At 51.6% G+C, this 17,904-nt stretch carries 24 protein-coding genes and 1 pseudogene; 13 read left to right on the top strand and 12 right to left on the bottom strand.

What is annotated here, in order from left to right:
• Genes BXY_RS16215 through BXY_RS16155 form a run of 13 tightly spaced genes read left to right on the top strand, consistent with a single transcriptional unit; the run spans position 1 to position 10,776 of the window.
• The gene (locus BXY_RS16215; RefSeq protein ID WP_005944155.1) at positions 1-333 is read left to right on the top strand and encodes a DUF4133 domain-containing protein; all 333 of its coding nucleotides are present in this window, start codon (positions 1-3) and stop codon (positions 331-333) included.
• Complete coding sequence (locus tag BXY_RS16210; RefSeq protein ID WP_005944152.1) at positions 330-2,840, top strand: TraG family conjugative transposon ATPase; 2,511 nt, start codon at positions 330-332, stop codon at positions 2,838-2,840. The genes BXY_RS16215 and BXY_RS16210 overlap by 4 nt, the downstream gene beginning before the upstream one ends.
• Before the next feature lie 29 nt (positions 2,841-2,869).
• Positions 2,870-3,250, top strand: coding sequence for a DUF3876 domain-containing protein (locus BXY_RS16205; RefSeq protein ID WP_208946829.1), 381 nt, complete (start codon positions 2,870-2,872; stop codon positions 3,248-3,250).
• 23 nt (positions 3,251-3,273) lie between these two features.
• Entirely contained in the window at positions 3,274-3,903 is a 630-nt protein-coding gene (locus BXY_RS16200; protein ID WP_005850484.1) for a DUF4141 domain-containing protein, read from the top strand.
• A 3-nt stretch (positions 3,904-3,906) separates the two neighbouring features.
• Positions 3,907-4,911: a conjugative transposon protein TraJ gene (traJ, locus tag BXY_RS16195; protein ID WP_005944138.1), complete on the top strand. Its 1,005-nt coding sequence runs from the start codon at positions 3,907-3,909 to the stop codon at positions 4,909-4,911.
• A 31-nt stretch (positions 4,912-4,942) separates the two neighbouring features.
• A complete protein-coding gene (gene traK / locus BXY_RS16190) occupies positions 4,943-5,566 on the top strand; it encodes a conjugative transposon protein TraK (RefSeq protein ID WP_004308925.1) in 624 nt (207 codons plus the stop codon).
• A gap of 6 nt (positions 5,567-5,572) precedes the next feature.
• Positions 5,573-5,893: a TraL conjugative transposon family protein gene (locus BXY_RS16185; RefSeq protein WP_005944136.1), complete on the top strand. Its 321-nt coding sequence runs from the start codon at positions 5,573-5,575 to the stop codon at positions 5,891-5,893.
• Positions 5,862-7,232: a conjugative transposon protein TraM gene (traM, locus tag BXY_RS16180; RefSeq protein WP_005944132.1), complete on the top strand. Its 1,371-nt coding sequence runs from the start codon at positions 5,862-5,864 to the stop codon at positions 7,230-7,232. Before BXY_RS16185 ends, traM begins: the two co-directional genes overlap by 32 nt.
• Positions 7,233-7,276: 44 nt before the next feature.
• The gene (gene traN, locus BXY_RS16175; protein WP_005944129.1) at positions 7,277-8,263 is read left to right on the top strand and encodes a conjugative transposon protein TraN; all 987 of its coding nucleotides are present in this window, start codon (positions 7,277-7,279) and stop codon (positions 8,261-8,263) included.
• Positions 8,264-8,265: 2 nt separating this feature from the next.
• The gene (locus BXY_RS16170) at positions 8,266-8,841 is read left to right on the top strand and encodes a conjugal transfer protein TraO (RefSeq protein ID WP_005944127.1); all 576 of its coding nucleotides are present in this window, start codon (positions 8,266-8,268) and stop codon (positions 8,839-8,841) included.
• 8 nt (positions 8,842-8,849) lie between these two features.
• Positions 8,850-9,752 carry a toprim domain-containing protein gene (locus BXY_RS16165; protein ID WP_025066945.1) on the top strand — a complete coding sequence of 301 codons (903 nt, stop codon included), beginning with the start codon at positions 8,850-8,852 and terminating at the stop codon, positions 9,750-9,752.
• Positions 9,749-10,252 (top strand): DUF3872 domain-containing protein, encoded by a 504-nt coding sequence (locus BXY_RS16160; RefSeq protein ID WP_005944124.1) that lies wholly within the window; start codon positions 9,749-9,751, stop codon positions 10,250-10,252. The genes BXY_RS16165 and BXY_RS16160 overlap by 4 nt, the downstream gene beginning before the upstream one ends.
• Positions 10,249-10,776, top strand: coding sequence for a glycoside hydrolase family protein (locus BXY_RS16155; protein ID WP_015532448.1), 528 nt, complete (start codon positions 10,249-10,251; stop codon positions 10,774-10,776). The genes BXY_RS16160 and BXY_RS16155 overlap by 4 nt, the downstream gene beginning before the upstream one ends.
• Positions 10,777-10,839: 63 nt before the next feature.
• Here the strand turns inward: BXY_RS16155 and BXY_RS16150 are convergent, their stop codons facing one another.
• From BXY_RS16150 to BXY_RS16095, 12 genes and pseudogenes are all read right to left on the bottom strand, one after another.
• Complete coding sequence (locus BXY_RS16150; RefSeq protein ID WP_005944120.1) at positions 10,840-11,061, bottom strand: DUF7688 family protein; 222 nt, start codon at positions 11,059-11,061, stop codon at positions 10,840-10,842.
• Between the two features lie 117 nt (positions 11,062-11,178).
• Positions 11,179-11,487, bottom strand: a complete 309-nt coding sequence (locus BXY_RS16145; protein WP_005944119.1) for a hypothetical protein — start codon at positions 11,485-11,487, stop codon at positions 11,179-11,181.
• 45 nt (positions 11,488-11,532) lie between these two features.
• Complete coding sequence (locus BXY_RS16140) at positions 11,533-11,778, bottom strand: DUF6956 domain-containing protein (RefSeq protein WP_005944117.1); 246 nt, start codon at positions 11,776-11,778, stop codon at positions 11,533-11,535.
• Positions 11,775-12,008 (bottom strand): DUF3873 domain-containing protein, encoded by a 234-nt coding sequence (locus tag BXY_RS16135; RefSeq protein WP_005944115.1) that lies wholly within the window; start codon positions 12,006-12,008, stop codon positions 11,775-11,777. The genes BXY_RS16140 and BXY_RS16135 overlap by 4 nt, the downstream gene beginning before the upstream one ends.
• Positions 12,009-12,028: 20 nt before the next feature.
• Complete coding sequence (locus BXY_RS16130; RefSeq protein WP_005944113.1) at positions 12,029-12,286, bottom strand: hypothetical protein; 258 nt, start codon at positions 12,284-12,286, stop codon at positions 12,029-12,031.
• Between the two features lie 24 nt (positions 12,287-12,310).
• A complete protein-coding gene (locus BXY_RS16125) occupies positions 12,311-13,600 on the bottom strand; it encodes a PcfJ domain-containing protein (protein WP_005944110.1) in 1,290 nt (429 codons plus the stop codon).
• A 2-nt stretch (positions 13,601-13,602) separates the two neighbouring features.
• On the bottom strand, positions 13,603-14,025 hold the full coding sequence (locus BXY_RS16120; RefSeq protein WP_005944107.1) for a PcfK-like family protein: 423 nt from the start codon (positions 14,023-14,025) through the stop codon (positions 13,603-13,605).
• Positions 14,026-14,038: 13 nt separating this feature from the next.
• Positions 14,039-14,260: a hypothetical protein gene (locus BXY_RS16115; protein ID WP_005944104.1), complete on the bottom strand. Its 222-nt coding sequence runs from the start codon at positions 14,258-14,260 to the stop codon at positions 14,039-14,041.
• Positions 14,261-14,271: 11 nt separating this feature from the next.
• Positions 14,272-14,486 (bottom strand): annotated as a pseudogene (locus BXY_RS16110) (hypothetical protein).
• Between the two features lie 162 nt (positions 14,487-14,648).
• Positions 14,649-15,101 (bottom strand): hypothetical protein, encoded by a 453-nt coding sequence (locus BXY_RS16105; protein WP_015532445.1) that lies wholly within the window; start codon positions 15,099-15,101, stop codon positions 14,649-14,651.
• A gap of 345 nt (positions 15,102-15,446) precedes the next feature.
• Positions 15,447-16,976 carry a hypothetical protein gene (locus BXY_RS16100; RefSeq protein WP_015532443.1) on the bottom strand — a complete coding sequence of 510 codons (1,530 nt, stop codon included), beginning with the start codon at positions 16,974-16,976 and terminating at the stop codon, positions 15,447-15,449.
• A gap of 230 nt (positions 16,977-17,206) precedes the next feature.
• Entirely contained in the window at positions 17,207-17,818 is a 612-nt protein-coding gene (locus BXY_RS16095) for an HU family DNA-binding protein (RefSeq protein ID WP_004316725.1), read from the bottom strand.
• Positions 17,819-17,904: the final 86 nt, after the last annotated feature.

Here is a 17,904-nt window from a genome sequence, read left to right as displayed (position 1 = left end):
ATGGCTGAATACCCGATAAACAAGGGTATCGGCCGTCCGGTAGAATTCAAGGGCTTGAAGGCTCAGTACCTCTTCATCTTCTGCGGAGGTCTGCTGGCTCTCTTCGTCCTGTTCGTCATCCTCTACATGGTCGGCATCGACCAGTGGGTATGTATCGGCTTCGGCGTGGCATCGTCTTCCGTCCTCGTGTGGCAGACCTTCGCACTGAACGCCCGGTACGGCGAACACGGACTGATGAAATTAGGGGCAACAAGGAGCCATCCCCGATACCTTATCAACCGGCGGCGGATCACCCGATTATTCAAACGGAAACGAAAGGAAGAAACGACATGAGGAATACATCCAAAATGACAACACTGGAAAACAAGTTCCCGCTATTAGCGGTGGAGCAAGGCTGCATCATCTCCAAAGACGCCGACATCACGGTGGCTTTCGAGGTGGAGCTGCCGGAGCTTTACACCGTGACGGGCGCGGAGTACGAGGCGATACACGGCTGCTGGTGCAAGGCGATCAAGGTGCTGCCGGACTTCTCCGTTGTCCACAAGCAGGACTGGTTCATCAAGGAGAAGTACAGACCGGAGTTGCAAAAGGAGGACATGAGTTTCCTCTCACGGAGCTTCGAGCGTCACTTCAACGAGCGACCGTACCTGAAGCACACGTGCTACCTCTACCTAACCAAGACGACGAAGGAGCGTAACCGGATGCAGAGCAATTTCAGCACGCTGTGCCGGGGGCATATCATCCCGAAGGAGCTGGACAAGGAAACCGCCGCGAAGTTCATGGAGGCTGCGGAACAGTTCGAGCGCATCATCAACGACAGCGGCTTTGTCAGGCTGCGCCGCCTCTCCACCGACGAGATTGTGGGGACGGAAGGCAAAACCGGACTGATAGAGCGTTATTTCTCGCTCATGCCCGAAGGCGATGCCACGTTGCAGGACATAGACCTCTCGGCACGGGAGATGCGCATCGGCGACAACCGCCTGTGCCTGCACACCCTGTCCGACGCGGAAGACCTGCCCGGCACGGTGGCTACCGACACCCGGTATGAGAAACTCTCCACCGACCGCTCGGACTGCCGCCTCTCCTTTGCATCCCCGGTGGGGCTGCTGCTCTCCTGCAACCACATCTACAACCAGTACGTGATTATCGACAACAGCGAGGAGAACCTTCAAAAATTCGAGAAGTCCGCGAGGAATATGCAGTCGTTATCCCGATACAGCCGGAGCAACAGCATCAACCGCGAGTGGATAGACCGATACTTGAACGAGGCGCACTCCTACGGTCTGACCTCGGTGCGGGCGCACTTCAACGTCATGGTGTGGAGCGACGACGCGGAAGAGCTGAAGCACATAAAGAACGACGTGGGCAGCCAGCTGGCAAGCATGGAGTGCGTGCCGCGCCACAACACCATCGACTGCCCGACACTCTATTGGGCGGCGATGCCCGGCAATGCTGCGGACTTTCCGGCGGAAGAGAGTTTCCACACCTTCATTGAACAGGCGGTGTGCCTCTTCACGGAGGAAACCAACTACCGCAGCTCGCTCTCGCCCTTCGGCATCAAGATGGTGGACAGGCTCACGGGAAAACCGCTGCACCTCGACATCAGTGACCTGCCGATGAAGCGGGGCATCACCACGAACAGGAACAAGTTCGTATTAGGTCCTTCGGGTAGCGGCAAGTCGTTCTTCATGAACCATTTGGTGCGCCAATATTACGAGCAGGGCGCGCATGTGGTATTGGTGGACACGGGAAACTCCTATCAGGGATTGTGCGAGATGATACGGCGCAAGACGGGCGGCACGGACGGCGTGTATTTCACCTACACGGAGGAGAAGCCCATCAGCTTCAACCCGTTCTACACCGACGACTACGTGTTTGACGTGGAGAAGAAGGACAGCATCAAGACGCTGCTGCTGACGCTCTGGAAGTCGGAGGACGACAAGGTGACGAAAACCGAAAGCGGGGAATTGGGCAGTGCCGTGAGTGCCTACATCGAGCGCATCAGGGCAGACCGGAGCATCGTGCCGTCGTTCAACACTTTCTACGAGTACATGCGCGACGACTACCGCAGGGAACTGGCGGAGCGTGACATCAAGGTGGAGAAGGAGGACTTCAACATCGACAACATGCTCACCACCATGCGGCAGTATTACCGGGGCGGACGCTACGACTTCCTGCTCAACTCGGCGGAGAACATCGACCTGCTGGGCAAACGGTTCATCGTCTTCGAGATTGATTCCATCAAGGACAACCGCGAACTGTTCCCGGTAGTGACCATCATCATCATGGAAGCCTTCATCAACAAGATGCGGCGTCTGAAAGGTGTGAGAAAGCAGCTTATCGTGGAAGAGGCTTGGAAGGCTCTCTCTTCGGCAAATATGGCTGACTACCTGCGCTATATGTACAAGACGGTGCGCAAGTATTTCGGTGAGGCAATCGTGGTGACGCAGGAGGTGGACGACATCATTTCCTCACCCGTTGTCAAGGAGAGCATCATCAACAACTCGGACTGTAAAATCCTGCTCGACCAGCGCAAGTACATGAACAAGTTCGACCAGATTCAGGCGTTGCTCGGACTGACGGAGAAGGAGAAGTCGCAGATACTCTCCATCAACATGGCGAACAACCCCTCACGGCTCTACAAGGAGGTGTGGATAGGCTTGGGCGGCACGCAGTCGGCGGTCTATGCCACCGAGGTGAGCGCGGAGGAATATCTGGCGTACACCACCGAGGAAACGGAAAAGGTGGAGGTGTACCGTCTGGCGGAGCAATTGGGCGGCGACATCGAAGCCGCCATCCGGCAGCTTGCCGAAAGGCGGAGAAACAAGAACAATCAATAAACCAATCATCAACAAAAAAAGAAAAGCGTATGAGCATATCAAAAATTAAAATGCTGCAAGTCAGCAAGTGTTTAATCGGACTGGCGGTCATGGTGCTGCAATCCTGCGACGTGGCGGAGAACCGCCGCGACTTGCTGTGCGGGAAATGGGAAAGCGTGGAGGGCAAGCCCGACGTGCTTATCTACAAGGAGGGCGAAGCCTACAAGGTGACGGTATTCAAACGGAGCGGCATCCGCCGCAGGCTGAAAGCGGAAACCTATCTCTTGCAGGAGGAGAACGGCAACCTGTTCATGAACACCGGCTTCCGCATCGACGTGGCGTATAACGAAGCCACCGACGTGCTGACCTTCTCACCCAACGGGGACTACGTGCGTGTGAAGCCGCAGCCGGAAACTCCGGCAGAAAAATAAGAACCGCTAAAATCCAAAGAAACATGAGAACAAGAATAACATTCGTCATCTGCCTGTGCCTGCTTTTCGCGGGCAGGGCTTCCGCCCAATGGGTCGTGAGCGATCCGGGCAATCTGGCGCAAGGCATCATCAACGCCTCGAAGAACATCATCCACACCTCGAAGACCGCCACGAACATGGTGAACAACTTTCAGGAAACGGTGAAAATATACGAGCAGGGCAAGAAGTATTACGACGCCCTCAAATCGGTGAACAATCTGGTCAAGGACGCCCGCAAGGTGCAGCAGACCATCCTGATGGTGGGCGACATCACGGACATCTACGTGACCAGCTTCCAGAAGATGCTGCGCGACGACAACTTCACGGTGGAGGAACTCGGAGCCATCGCCTTCGGGTACACGAAGCTGCTGGAGGAATCCAACGACGTGCTGACGGAGCTGAAGAACGTGGTGAACATCACCACGCTCTCCATGACGGACAAGGAGCGCATGGACGTGGTGGAACGCTGCCACTCCAAGATGAAACGTTACCGCAACCTCGTGAGCTACTACACCAACAAGAACATCAGCGTGAGCTACCTGCGTGCGAAGAAGAAAAACGACCTTGACCGCATCATGGGGCTGTACGGCAGTATGAACGAAAGATACTGGTAGCCTATGGAGTTCGACAACCTTCACCAGATTCTCCGCTCGCTCTACGAGCAGATGATGCCGCTGTGCGCCGACATGGCGGGCGTGGCGAAAGGCATCGCCGGGCTGGGCGCGCTCTTCTATGTCGCCTACCGGGTATGGCAGTCGCTGGCGAGAGCCGAACCGATAGACGTCTTCCCGATGCTCCGTCCCTTTGCCGTCGGTCTGTGCATCATGTTCTTCCCTACGGTGGTGCTTGGCACGATAAACAGCGTCCTCTCGCCCGTCGTGCAGGGTACGGCGAAACTGCTCGAAACGCAGACTTTGGACATGAACAAGTACCGTGAGCAGAAGGACAGGCTGGAATACGAGGCGATGGTGCGCAATCCCGAAACCGCCTACCTCGTGTCCAACGAGGAGTTTGACAAGCAACTGGAGGAATTGGGCTGGTCGCCCTCCGACATGGTGACGATGGCGGGGATGTATATCGACCGGGGGATGTACAAGATGAAGAAGGGCATCCGCGACTTCTTCCGCGAGATACTGGAACTGATGTTCCAAGCCGCCGCCCTCGTGATAGACACCATCCGCACGTTCTTCCTCGTGGTGCTGGCGATACTCGGTCCGATAGCCTTCGCCATATCGGTGTGGGACGGCTTCCAAAGCACGCTCACGCAGTGGATATGCCGCTACATTCAGGTCTATCTGTGGCTGCCCGTGTCGGACATATTCAGCACCATACTCGCCAAGATTCAGGTGTTGATGCTCCAGAGCGACATCGAGCGCATGCAGACCGACCCCAACTTCTCGCTGGATTCCAGCGACGGGGTGTATATCGTGTTCATGATAATCGGCATCATCGGCTACTTCACCATTCCGACGGTGGCGGGCTGGATCATTCAAGCCGGGGGCATGGGCGGCTACGGGCGCAACGTGAACCAGATGGCGGGACGCGCCGGAAGCATGGCGGGCAGCGTGGCGGGTGCTACCGCAGGCAACATGGTCGGACGTGCCGGGAAACTGCTGAAATAATCAATGTGCAATTATAAACGGAAAAAGTAAAATGGAATTCAAGTCACTCAAAAACATCGAATCATCGTTCAGGCAGATACGCCTGTTCGGTATCGTCTTCCTCTCGCTGTGCGCCGTGATAACGGTATGGAGCGTGTGGAGTTCCTACCGCTTCGCGGAGCGGCAGCGTGAAAAGATCTATGTGCTGGATAACGGCAAGTCGCTGATGCTGGCACTCTCGCAGGACCTCTCGCAGAACCGTCCGGCGGAAGCGAGGGAGCATGTGCGCCGCTTCCACGAGCTGTTTTTCACGCTCTCGCCCGAAAAGAGCGCGATAGAACACAACGTGAAGCGTGCGTTGCTGCTGGCGGACAAGAGCGTGTACAACTACTATTCGGACTTCGCCGAGAAAGGGTACTACAACCGCATCATCGCCGGTAACATCAACCAAGTGCTGAAAGTGGACAGTGTGGTGTGCGACTTCAACGGCTATCCCTACCGTGCCGTGACCTACGCCACGCAGAAGATCATCCGGCAGAGCAACGTCACAGAGCGCAGCCTCGTGACCACTTGTCGCCTCTTGAACTCGTCTCGTTCGGACGACAACCCCAACGGGTTCACCATCGAGGGATTCACCATCATCGAGAACAAGGATTTACAAACCATCAAAAGGTAAACGGATATGAAGAAAATCAAGAAATCATTTTGGGGCGCATATTGGAAACTCCATGACAAAAAGAAAATGCTGGTGGCAAGGCTCAGGGGCTATCTGGACGGTTTGCCGCCGAAGACACGCAGGCGCATCGTGCTGGCAATGCTCGCCGCATTCGCCACGCTTGCCCTCTACACTTTCGGTAAAGCCGTCTATGACATCGGCAGGAATGACGGTAGCCGGATGGTGACAGACCATGCCGGACAGGTGGAACTGTCCGTACAGCAAAAAACGGAAAATCACTTAATACCTTATTTATATGGAACAGACAAAGAACGAAACGAAGATTGAGAACAAGACGGAGAGCAAGCCCGAAAACAAGACGGCTCCCGGCAACGACAAGCCGAAGAAGGAGCGCAAGCCGCTGACCGAAGCCCAACGGCTGAAACGTCAGAAAATGATAGTGCTTCCCGCTATGGTGCTGGTATTCATCGGGGCGATGTGGCTGATATTCGCCCCGTCCTCCGGCAAGGAGCAGGAACCGGGAACAAGCGGCTACAACATCGAGATGCCCGACGCGGACAAGGAGAACCGCCGGATTATCGGTGACAAGGCGAAAGCCTACGAGCAGGGGGCAATGGAGGAACGGCAGGAGAACCGCAGCCGCGCCATGCAGCAGTTGGGCGACCTGTTCGACCGCGAAACGGCGGCAGCGGATGGGGACAGCGACTTCGACCTTGCCAATCCCGGCGGAACGGAAGAGGCGGTGAAGCCCGCGCCGAAAACCATCCAGTCCTCGGCAGCTGCCTACCGTGACCTCAATGCCACACTCGGCAACTTCTACGAGCAGCCGAAGAACGACAATGCGGAGATGGACGAACTGCTGGAACGCATCGCCACGCTCGAATCCGAACTGGAAAGCGGAAAAGAGAGAAGCTCCACGATGGACGAGCAGGTGGCACTCATGGAAAAATCCTACGAGCTGGCGGCGAAGTACATGGGCGGTCAGAACGGCACGCAGGCGGCGGGACAGACCACAGAGCCGTCCCCCGTGCAGAAAGCCGGAAAGAATACGGCAAAACCCGTCAGGCAGGTGACGCATCAGGTGGTGTCCTCGCTCGGACAGCCCGTGAGCAATGCCGAATTTGTCGCTTCCTTCTCGCAGGAACGCAACCGCAGTTTCAACACGGCGGTGGGCATTACAACCGTATCGGACAGGAACACCATACCGGCATGTGTCTATGGGGCGCAGAGCGTGACGGACGGGCAGGCGGTCAGGTTGCGCTTGCTGGAGCCGATGGCGGTAGCAGACCGGATCATTCCCCGTAATGCGGTGGTGGTCGGCGCAGCCAAGATTCAGGGCGAACGGCTCGCTATCGAAATCACCTCGCTGGAACACGACGGTACGGTTATCCCGGTGGAGTTGGAGGTCTATGACACGGACGGACAGCCCGGCATATTCATCCCCAACTCGATGGAGATGAACGCTGTCCGGGAGGTTGCCGCCAACATGGGCGGCTCGCTGGGGAGCAGCATCAACATCTCCACCAATGCCGGGGCGCAGCTCGCCTCCGACTTGGGCAAGGGGCTGATACAAGGCACGAGCCAGTATATAGCCAAGAAGATGCGCACCGTCAAAGTGCATCTGAAAGCCGGGTACAGGGTCATGCTCTATCAAGGAGTGAATTAAGGAAATAATCAAATTTTTATTTACCACTAAAAATCCAAAGTAAAATGAAAAAAGTAATCATGATGTTTGCCCTCGCTATGGGCATCGCAACTGCCAACGCGCAGGAAAACGTAACCGTTGGGCAAAGCAACGGAAGTGACCAACCGACCTTGACAAAGGAGGTCTATCCGCAGAAGGAGGCGGACGGCGACCTGTATCACGGTCTGACGAGAAAGCTGGGCTTTGACCGCATGGTTCCCCCGCACGGCTTGGAAGTGACCTACGACAAGACCGTGCATGTCATCTTCCCGGCGGAGGTGCGCTATGTCGATTTAGGCTCGCCCGACCTGATCGCGGGCAAAGCCGACGGAGCGGAGAACGTCATCCGTGTGAAGGCAACCGTGAGGAACTTCCCGAACGAAACCAACATGTCTGTCATCACGGAGGACGGGAGTTTCTACACCTTCAACGTGAAGTACGCCGCCGAGCCGCTGCTGCTCAATGTGGAGATGTGCGACTTCATCCATGACGGCGAGGCGGTGAACCGCCCGAACAACGCGCAGGAAATCTACCTGAAAGAGCTGGGCAGCGAAAGCCCGATGCTGGTGCGCCTTATCATGAAGTCCATCCACAAGCAGAACAAACGTGAGGTGAAGCATATCGGCTGCAAGCGTTTCGGCATCCAGTACCTTCTGAAAGGCATATACACGCACAACGGGCTTCTGTATTTCCACACGGAAATCAGGAACCAGAGCAACGTGCCTTTCGATGTGGACTACATCACATGGAAAATCGTGGACAAGAAGGTGGCGAAGCGTACCGCCGTGCAGGAGCGTGTCATCCTGCCGCTCCGCGCACAGAACTACGCCACGTTCGTGCCGGGCAAAAAAAGCGAGCGCACGGTCTTCACGATGGCGAAGTTCACCATCCCCGACGGCAAGTGCCTCGTGGTGGAGCTGAACGAGAAGAACGGAGGTCGCCACCAGTCTTTCGTGATCGAAAATGAGGATTTGGTACGTGCAAACACGATTAACGAACTCCAAGTGCGCTGACCATGAGAAAGCACATCGCAATAATCATCGCGTCGCTTGCACTCTTCACGGGGCAGGCGCACGCCCAGCGATGCCTGCCGAAGATGCAGGGTATCGAGGTCAGGGCGAATCTGGCAGACGGCTTCAAACCCGGCGGTAACGACGGCGGGTACAGTTTCGGGGCGGCTCTCTCCACCTACACGAAGAAGGGTAATAAATGGGTGTTCGGAGGTGAGTATATTCTGAAGAACAACCCCTACAAGGACACTTCCATACCTGTGGCGCAGTTCACGGCGGAAGGCGGCTACTATTTCAAGATACTTTCCGATGCCCGTAAAATCGTGTTCGTCTATGCGGGGGCTTCGGCTCTCGCCGGGTATGAATCGGTGAATTGGGGCGAAAAGGTGCTGCATGACGGCTCGACACTGCATGACCGGGACGCCTTCGTCTATGGCGGTGCGCTGACGCTGGACGTGGAGTTTTACGTGGCTGACCGTATCGCCCTGCTCGCCAACCTCCGGGAGCGTTGCCTGTGGGGTGGCGACACGAAGAAATTTCATACGCAGTGGGGCATGGGTATAAAGTTCATCATCAACTGATGCGCCGCATGGAACGGACGGATATAGACACTATGAGGCAAATATCCCTCGCGGACTTTCTCGCACGGTTGGGACATGAGCCTGTCCGAAGGAGCGGAAACGAGCTGTGGTATCATGCGCCATACCGCAATGAGCGCACGCCCTCTTTCCGCGTGAACGTGGCGAAACGGCTCTGGTACGACTTCGGCTTGGGCAAGGGCGGTGACATCTTCACGCTTGCCGGGGAGTTTGCCCGAAGCGGTGACTTCATGGCGCAGGCGGGATTCATAGCGGAAACTGTGCGTATGCCATTTGTCTCAGCGAAAAAGCCGTTGTACCTGCCGGAACCGTCCGAACCTGCCTTTGAGGGAGTGGAAGCCGTCCCGCTGCTCCGCTCACCACTGACGGACTATCTGGCGGAACGGGGCATCCCTTATGCCGTTGCATCCCGCCACTGCTGCCGCCTGAACTATGGCGTGCGTGGAAAGCGGTATTTCACAGTTGGCTTCCCGAACGTGGCTGGTGGCTACGAAATCCGGAGCCGCTATTTTAAGGGTTGCATACCACCCAAAGATGTGTCACTGATAAAACCGGAAGATACCGCCTCTGACGTATGCAGCGTGTTCGAGGGTTTCATGGACTTTCTGTCCGCTGACACACTCGGCATAGGCGGCAATGGCGACAGCCTTGTGCTGAACTCCGTCGCCAACGTAGGCAAGGCGGTGAAACACTTGGACGGGTACGGGCGCATCGACTGCTTCCTCGACCGTGACGAATCCGGGCGGAGGACGCTGGAAGTCCTCAAAGGACACTACGGCGGACGTGTCTGTGACCGTTCCGCACTCTATGACGGTTGCAAGGACTTGAACGAGTATCTGCAACGGACAGCAAAAAAAGAAATGAACAATAACTTAAAAATCAAAGGACAATGAACATACTGAACAACAAGAACAAGAGAACATCCATCTTCAAGGCGTTGGCACTCTGCCTGTTCGCCGCCGTGTCGCTCACGCTCGCATCGTGTGACGATGACATGGACATCCAGCAATCCTATCCGTTCACGGTGGAAACGATGCCCGTACCCAACAAGGTGACAAAGGGGCAGACGGTGGAAATCCGCTGTGAGCTGAAAAAGACAGGCGAATTTGCCAACACGCTCTACACCATCCGGTATTTCCAGTTCGAGGGGGAAGGCACGCTGAAGATGGACAATGGCATCACTTTCCTGCCCAATGACCGCTACCTGCTCGAAAACGAGAAGTTCCGGCTGTACTATACGGCTGAGGGCGACGAGGCGCACAACTTCATCGTGGTGGTGGAGGACAATTTCAAAAATTCCTACGAATTGGAATTTAACTTCAACAACCGGAACGTGAAGGACGACATTCAGACCGTCATCCCCATCGGCAATTACAAACCTCTGCCAAGATGATGCGTGTATTCATGGCTATCCTCTGTTCGCTACTGGCGGTCTGTTCCGTGTCCGCACGGGACAGCCGTCAGAAGGGGACGGACGGGCAGGCGGCAATCTACCGCCTGCCGCCTTTCGAGCGGGCGGTTCGGTGTACGAAGTATTTCGAGGGCTGGCATTCGGAGAAACACCACCCATACGTGGGCTGGGGGCATCAGGTGCAGCCGGGGGAAAGGTATTCGGCACGCACCATGACGAAGCGGCAGGCGGACGCGCTCCTGCGGAAAGACTTGCGGAAGTTCTGCGCCATGTTCCGCAAGTTCGGGCGTGACAGTCTGCTCCTTGCCACGCTCGCCTACAATGTCGGTCCATACCGGCTTTTGGGGAGCGGAAAGATACCCAAAAGCACGCTGATCCGAAAATTGGAGGCGGGCGACAGGAACATTTACCGGGAATATATCGCTTTCTGCAACTACAAGGGTAAACGGCACGCCATGCTGCTCAAACGGAGAAAGGCGGAGTTTGCACTGCTGTACATTCCGTAACATGGCAAATGCCTGACAAATGAAAATCCGATGAAGCCGCAACTTCATCGGATTTTCCGCTTTTCATACATTCGGGATTTTTCCCTTGCCGATTACTTCACCGTCCCTGCAATGCTCTATGATGCCGGGCGAAAATCCCATCTCCCCGATTGCGATGTGCCGGATATACTCTGCATATTTCTGACCTTGAAAATTCTTCCCCGTGAGGTTTTTGAAAATCATCTTTATGCTTATTCCGTCATCGCTGTGCAAGATGATTTTTCCGTTTTGTCTGATTTCTTCCATGATTGAAACTTGTTTTTGTGAATACTATCGTAGATTGGGACAGCGGTTTCTTTGCTACTTTCTTTGTCCGCCATCATGCTCACCGAAAGAAAGTAGGGCGGCTTTTGCCGCCGCCACTTAAAAACGGGTGTAGAGTCCCGTTACCATCGTGAACATTTCTTCCAGCATATCGCAGTATATGCCCTCGTGCGTTTCGATGTCCTTCGTCTTGCACTCGAATGTCTTTTTACTGAACGTTTTGCGGTAGAAACGCATATTGTAAAGGTCTAAGCCGGCATCGTAGATGATGTCAAGACGGTTTGCGCTCGTCTTGTTCCTCGCAAGGCTCATGCGTAAGCCGTTGCCCATGTCTGTAAAATCCTTGCTTCCCGTCATGGCGACAAAGCGTCTGCCGCCTATCTGCTGTAAAATCGTCTTTGCTATCATGCTTTTCTTGGTTTTAGGTTGGCGGTGCGGACACCGCCAACTTGTTTAACATTCTGTTATCTCGGCAATGGGGGTGTTTCGTTTCAGCCATTCCATCAGGCACTCCATATTGTACTCGCTTGTGATGACTGCCGTATGGCTGTTGATGGCGGTAAACCTGCTGCTCTCGTAGTCGTCTATCCACCCTTTTAGGGTATCAACTCCCCACGCTTCGGCATCGTCAAAGATGCCGTCCAATACTTTGATAGGCTGGCTGAACTTCACTATCAGCGTTTGATAGGCTGCTTTCATCGGTTGTCCTCCTTTTCTTCCTTTTCCGTGAGCCACTTGTCCCGTGCGGCTCGGCACTCGTCCAATGTGGGTTTGACACAAGAGAACAACTCTCCGTCTGTGGGGTGGCGGTAGTCGTACTGCACAAGTGTCCGCTTGCGTCTGCCGATACCTAATTGGAAACGCTCGTATTTCTCCGTACCTGCTTCCGTGCAGGTGCTTATTCCGTTGATGGTCATTCGTGTTGCCATAATCGTTGATTTTAGGGTGGTTAAAAATGTACTGACAGAATTCTGTTCTTCATCACCATTTCGGGGTCACTCGTATAGCGTTGGTGCAGGTAGAAATGGTGGGAGCCGAAGCCGTAAAGGAAAAACCTGTCAAGTTCGTGCTTCTCGGCAAAGTCCTTTACACTCCGTCTTAACTGCTCCTCACTCGTTGCAAGAGTGAGGAGGTTTACAAATTCAAGGAACATCGTGGGGATTTTATCGTCCCACAGACAAATCATGCTTTCAATTCTTACTTCCATACTATTGGGTATTATAGGTTGATACTATGCCGCTTCCATCCGCTGGCGGATAAGGTTCACGTTGCTGTTCACAAGGTTTACAATGCGGTCGTGGTACTCGGTATTGGAATTGTGCAAGCCACGACTTTGCACCACCTCCAATGTCTTCAAGGAAACCTCCACCGTTTCTATGCGCTTGCCGTCAATGGTGGCGGATAGGATAAGGGAGTTCTTTTCAAGGAAATAGGAGTTGGAAAACACGCAATGGTGCAGTTCCGTCCCTTCCGCTGCAAACTCCGCCACGCTCTCCAACACACGCACCTGCAAAGTGCCGTCCGTAAAGGCAATGCCGAAGAATATGCCTTTGAGTTTGCGGTATGCCTTCTCGTGTTTCTTCGCTTGGCGGATGCGTTCCTCCAACTTCTTGCGCTCTATCTCCTTGTTGCGCTTGTGCATAAGTCTGTCGTGTTCGGCTTTGAGGTCGGAGGGACAGACGTACTTCGGGCTGTTCGTGTCCTTGCCGAAATGACGCAGGAGGTCTATGGTGTCACGCCACATGGAGCCGTCCGAAATGGTGTAACCGTTACGGATACATATCTTTATGGATGCCCAATACCTCTCTATGTCAAAGGAACTGCGGATGTAGTGGCGCAACATGGGATATTGCCCTGCCTTCAACAGCGTTTCGGCTCGGCTGTCGGAAAGGATAGCCGTGAAAAGGTCGTAAGGCAGTATGTTGTGGTATTCGCCATTGAAGCCGTTGCGTTTCAGTTCGGGTATGAAACGCTGTCGGGGATAGGTGCAGACGGGGTTTATATCGTATGCACGGAGTTTGTTGTTCTTGCGTACCTCCATGTCGCTGTATTCCGCCCATAGGTCGTAGTAAAGTATGGACATTCCTCGCAGTCGGGCGACAGTGACGGTTGTGCCTTTGGGCGAAATCCACCTTTGCACCACTTCATAAATGGAATACTCGGCTGCCTGCCCTGCCTTGTATCGGGATTTGACGAAGAAGAAGCGTATCACTTGGTACTGCTTGCAGGTGGTGATGATGCAGAAATACTCGTTCTCGCTGAACACGCTCTTTCGGGTGCGCAACGCTTCCAGCTTCATGCCGCAATGGGGGCAGGTGCATCCGCAAACGGTGTCCGCAAGGTCGTGTTCACTCCTCCACGAATGTCCACACTCGGTGCAGATGTTCGTGCCGTCCGCCCTCTTGATGGCGTAATGCTTGAAGCAATGACGGAAAGCGTATGCCCTCTGTGTGGCGGTCAATTTGGGCAGTCGCTCGCTTAATCGTGCGACTTCCTGCTGTATGGGTGTTCTCGGTTTCATAATCAGAAATTGAATAGGTTGGGTTGTTGTACTTCTTGTGCGGTCGCTTTGGTGGCGGTTCTCGGCTTGCTGCGGTTCTGCAACTTGCGGAGTTCTTCTTCTTGGTATCTGCGGACTGCGTTCTGCCGTGCTTCCGCCTTTTCCTCCGCCGTGAGTTCCACAACATGGTTCACCGCCACGTGGCACTGAATGGGCTTGCCTACCTCTATCTCGTTCTCGTCATAGTAGTGGACGGCTTGCCCGAATATCTCCCCGTCCGTGAAGCCGTTGCAACCGCTCCGCTGCACGTAGTTGAGAATGTAGGTGACGCAATCGTCTATGTTCTTAGCAGGGTTGCGGTAGTTCTTCGCAAAGAGCGCATCTTCCGCTGCACGCTGCTCCAGATACATCTGTATCGTTCTCTTGAAATGTTCTGTTCCTTTCATATCGCTGTCGTTTTTAGATTGTCTGTTTCAGTATCTCTCTCCAATAGGTCGGCTCTACCTCGCTCAGAAGGAAGTCTGTAAAATCCCTCCGTGCGTCCTTGTTCAGTTCTCGGTAGAGTTCACGGAACACGGATATGTTGCCGTTGATGTACGTTTCCACCATGTACACGAAGATGTTGTCCACCTCGTAGTATCTGCATTGCTGCGCTACCGTTTTGCTGCTTCTCTTTGCCATGTCGGTAGGGGTTAAAGGGTGAATAACCAAAGGATGAAACCGAAGAAGGCGATAGTGGAAAGGATAGCCACGATTACGCCTATCGCCACTCGGAACACTCCGTTTACAATCTCTCTAATGATGCCCAAAGGATGCCGAACACCCCGAAGGCGGTGCGCACCATTAAGCCGCATATCGCAAACCCTATGTACTGCGCCATTTGTCTGAAATTTGCCGTTGCCGTCATATCTTCGCTGTTTTTGATTTTTTATTTTTTTAATGCGGATTCAAGAGCTGAGGGAGTTGAGTTTCAAACTATCTTATCTGCCTCTCGTTTATCCGACATTTTTTTTATGCGTCTTTCTGTCGCATCGGTCGTTTTCGTTTCGGGTGCTTGAAAAGGTAGGGATTAGGGAATGCAAGGTTTTTCGGGAAAAATACTACCCGCAGGGCTGGAGATTTTTTCCGAAAACAGGAGGCTTGACCTTGCATTCCCGTCCAATCCCGGAATTACCTTTGCGCCCAGAACGGAAATGACTGCCTGATGCGGCTCACTGAAAGACGCGAAAATGGAGGTAAACGGAAGTGGAGGCAGATTAGACAGGAAAACTTCAAAAGAGAAATCCGTGAAAAAGGGAAAACGCCAAAAAGGAAAAGGGACATAGCCGGAAGCGTGGAACCGGGTAAACCACCGGCAAGGAAGTATGATTTTATATGTCTGTCCGAGCGTGTCCGGTCTGACGGATAAAATCATTCTTCCCGGTTTGCCTGCCGTGCATGACGGCTTGTTCCATTTATGGATCGGGCGGTCAGACACGGCTTTCCGCTTACGGCTCAAAGGAACAGCGGAAAAAGAAATCATCTGCGAACCCGTAAAAGCACCTCTTTGGCATAAGCACAAAAGAAATGGGCCTTGCATCATCAGTCTAAACTGTTGTTTAGGCGTGAGGCAAAGCCCTTTTCGCCGCTTATGCGGCAGTCGGCATACGTCCGTTCAAAATCCTTTTGGGCGATGGTGTACCGACGGATAAAACCGCTTTTACGGAAAAACTTGTATGAGAAGAAAAAAATTAGGGAGATTCATTTCAAAATCTCCCGTTTTATTGTTACTTTTGCATACGAAGAGTTCTTTGAAGGTTACGCAATGCGCAGAAGGATGATGCAGTAGATAACTAACTAAATCGTAACCTATTACTATCATGAGCAATTAACCTACGCTCATTTCCAATAAATTACACTCTTTTCGTAACTTAGAGGTACAAATATCAAAACTGCACAAGTTGAGATTGGTATGGAAACGATCATTATTATAAACCAAAGCATACAACTTATCAGCGACAGTATCTATTATCATTGAATTACTAAACGTAAAATGCTCGCCTTCATTAAAAAAAGACCACACTTTAGAACATGATTTATCCCGGATATTCAACCGATAAAGATCATAGTAATTCTGTGGAGACTCTTCCTGCTTTCCTGAACGGCTTCCATACCCGCCCATTATAAGAATGTGGTCTTTATCTTCAATGCCCATAGCACTTAAATACCGAGGAGTGATACAGGAATCCAAAGAAATAATTTGCCATTGATCTCCGTCATTCAAACCTTTTTCCACAAAATCTGCATTATAAGTATGGCGTCCATATCCTCCAAAAAGGATCAAATGATTGGTTTCCGGATCTATCATACGATTATGATGCTGTCTGGAGTCCACTTCCCACGTAGAAGGAATCGACCATTCATGCGTGGCAAAATTATATTTGCTTAAAAGAGGATGTTCAGTAGAATAGGAAATCAACTCGTCAGTAGCAGCAGAATAAATAACCTGTCTGGATACTCCAAAATAAGGTTCTCCTTTTTCAACTGATAGAGTATCTACCTGTTTATTATCGACATGGTAGACCAATACCTTCTCTTTTAGTACCATAAATATCCTACCACCTATACTATCATAAGCTAATTGAAGATTTTGACATTGAAACTTCTTACTATCAAATTTCAGGGATTTCTCTTTCTGCCAGTTATAATGTCTATCTATTTCCCAAATGCCATTTTGAACAATTGCACGTTGAGCCTCTACTTCATCCATTGTTTCTCCTTTTCTGTTATGCAAGGCCAGCTTCCAGCATCGTATTATTCTACCATCCTGATTATACAATTCAATGTTACGCAAACTAACGGGAGGAACATCGGTCGTATAATACTTTGGATGCCTATTGCTTCCAAATAAGAAACTTAGACTGTTAAAGTCTTTAAAAGAATGACGCATCATTTGAGTAGCCTCATTCACCGAAATCTTAATCCCCTGTTCTGTGAAATCAAGCCTTATCTTAATCCACTCATCCTTTACTATTTGAGTACTGTCTATAAAATCCACATTCTCAACAATCGAACTACCTTTGTTCAATATAAAATTGAATTTGGATCGTAGTTGATAAGATATAAAATCCAAGCAAGAAGAAGTATCGTCGGAGATTATTCTAAACACATATCCATAAGTATGCAATTCCTCTCTCAACTTAATGTCAAAACTAAGCGAGAACTTATTACCCAGATGCAGACTTCTATCCGGAGTCAGATCAAGACTTGTTCTTTGATCCTGATTAACAGTATGTGCTTTGAAGGTAAGTCCATAACGATAATTGGACAATATAGTAGTATTTGCATAGCCCCATTGCAATGTTACAAACAAGCAGAAAATGAGAAGGCTGATCAACAAATATCGTTTTTGTTTCATTGTTCCGTGATTTTTTCTTTTTACTTATATACAATAAGGTTAACTTAATAACAGAGGTCTTTTCATGACAAACAAGAAATTCCCATCTATCTGCAACTATGACAGGAGACGTTCAAGTAATGCAAAGACACATATTAAATATTTATCTACATCCAATATACCCATATCCAGCCCCCCTATCATGATTTTCCGGCCCTACTTACGCCTCTCCACCCAGTATCAGGGATGGTTTATTTTCCATAATACCCGGATCTGGGCACATAAATCGGTTGAAAACGAGTTCCTATATTCTCTATTTTACCTTGTTCTTTCAAACGTTGTATATGACGCGATGCCATAATTTGAGTAAACTGGCAAATGGATTGTAAATTACGCCGAATCAAGACTTGGTGAGTAGTGAAAAACTCCGTCAAACGCCGATCAATTTCTTCCTCTGAAAGGACAGCCGAATGGCACTTCCATTTCGAACGTTGTATATGCATGTCATATAATTCACCTTTGAGTTCTTTATCCGCCTGAAAACGAATAGCTTTGAAAGAAACTTTATCAGAACGTGTCTTAACATCATATACCGGTTCTGTAGTCTGCAACGTCACCTGAAAATATCCTATCCCTTTCAAATGTACACGTTCACCATTTTTAAGATGAGAGCTCATGAAATGACTTAATGACATCAGAACGCCTTCAACCTCTGCCTCACCGAACGTTGTAGCTCTATGAATTTCAGCTGCCAAATATTCAGTACTCACAGAATTGAAGTTAACAACTCGGGGATGATATTGCTCTTCCTCTCCTTCTTCTCCCGTTCCAGGATTCTTATAAAACTCAAATTGTACTGCCATCTTTACGGTTATATATTAGTTTCTCCTTCATAAGGACACCGACATCCTCACCATTTCTCACCAACATCCTTGTAGTTTATTACCAA

This window comes from Bacteroides xylanisolvens XB1A (assembly GCF_000210075.1).
Lineage (GTDB): Bacteria > Bacteroidota > Bacteroidia > Bacteroidales > Bacteroidaceae > Bacteroides > Bacteroides xylanisolvens.
The sequence above is the reverse complement of the archived record's forward strand: the minus strand, read 5'-3'. Positions and strand labels throughout refer to the sequence as shown.

Bases quoted from the DNA above. Each gene is read 5' to 3' on its own strand.
- BXY_RS16170 (WP_005944127.1), top strand. From the start codon at position 8,266: ATGAGAAAGCACATCGCAATAATCATCGCGTCGCTTGCACTCTTCACG.
- traK (WP_004308925.1), top strand. From the start codon at position 4,943: ATGGAATTCAAGTCACTCAAAAACATCGAATCATCGTTCAGGCAGATA.
- BXY_RS16100 (WP_015532443.1), bottom strand. From the start codon at position 16,976: ATGAAACAAAAACGATATTTGTTGATCAGCCTTCTCATTTTCTGCTTG.
- BXY_RS16160 (WP_005944124.1), top strand. From the start codon at position 9,749: ATGAACATACTGAACAACAAGAACAAGAGAACATCCATCTTCAAGGCG.
- BXY_RS16130 (WP_005944113.1), bottom strand. From the start codon at position 12,286: ATGGAAGTAAGAATTGAAAGCATGATTTGTCTGTGGGACGATAAAATC.
- BXY_RS16205 (WP_208946829.1), top strand. From the start codon at position 2,870: ATGAGCATATCAAAAATTAAAATGCTGCAAGTCAGCAAGTGTTTAATC.
- BXY_RS16120 (WP_005944107.1), bottom strand. From the start codon at position 14,025: ATGAAAGGAACAGAACATTTCAAGAGAACGATACAGATGTATCTGGAG.
- BXY_RS16185 (WP_005944136.1), top strand. From the start codon at position 5,573: ATGAAGAAAATCAAGAAATCATTTTGGGGCGCATATTGGAAACTCCAT.
- traJ (WP_005944138.1), top strand. From the start codon at position 3,907: ATGGAGTTCGACAACCTTCACCAGATTCTCCGCTCGCTCTACGAGCAG.
- traN (WP_005944129.1), top strand. From the start codon at position 7,277: ATGAAAAAAGTAATCATGATGTTTGCCCTCGCTATGGGCATCGCAACT.
- BXY_RS16215 (WP_005944155.1), top strand. From the start codon at position 1: ATGGCTGAATACCCGATAAACAAGGGTATCGGCCGTCCGGTAGAATTC.
- BXY_RS16140 (WP_005944117.1), bottom strand. From the start codon at position 11,778: ATGAAAGCAGCCTATCAAACGCTGATAGTGAAGTTCAGCCAGCCTATC.
- BXY_RS16105 (WP_015532445.1), bottom strand. From the start codon at position 15,101: ATGATTTCTTTTTCCGCTGTTCCTTTGAGCCGTAAGCGGAAAGCCGTG.
- traM (WP_005944132.1), top strand. From the start codon at position 5,862: ATGGAACAGACAAAGAACGAAACGAAGATTGAGAACAAGACGGAGAGC.
- BXY_RS16200 (WP_005850484.1), top strand. From the start codon at position 3,274: ATGAGAACAAGAATAACATTCGTCATCTGCCTGTGCCTGCTTTTCGCG.
- BXY_RS16115 (WP_005944104.1), bottom strand. From the start codon at position 14,260: ATGGCAAAGAGAAGCAGCAAAACGGTAGCGCAGCAATGCAGATACTAC.
- BXY_RS16150 (WP_005944120.1), bottom strand. From the start codon at position 11,061: ATGGAAGAAATCAGACAAAACGGAAAAATCATCTTGCACAGCGATGAC.
- BXY_RS16125 (WP_005944110.1), bottom strand. From the start codon at position 13,600: ATGAAACCGAGAACACCCATACAGCAGGAAGTCGCACGATTAAGCGAG.
- BXY_RS16145 (WP_005944119.1), bottom strand. From the start codon at position 11,487: ATGATAGCAAAGACGATTTTACAGCAGATAGGCGGCAGACGCTTTGTC.
- BXY_RS16135 (WP_005944115.1), bottom strand. From the start codon at position 12,008: ATGGCAACACGAATGACCATCAACGGAATAAGCACCTGCACGGAAGCA.
- BXY_RS16210 (WP_005944152.1), top strand. From the start codon at position 330: ATGAGGAATACATCCAAAATGACAACACTGGAAAACAAGTTCCCGCTA.
- BXY_RS16165 (WP_025066945.1), top strand. From the start codon at position 8,850: ATGGAACGGACGGATATAGACACTATGAGGCAAATATCCCTCGCGGAC.
- BXY_RS16155 (WP_015532448.1), top strand. From the start codon at position 10,249: ATGATGCGTGTATTCATGGCTATCCTCTGTTCGCTACTGGCGGTCTGT.
- BXY_RS16095 (WP_004316725.1), bottom strand. From the start codon at position 17,818: ATGGCAGTACAATTTGAGTTTTATAAGAATCCTGGAACGGGAGAAGAA.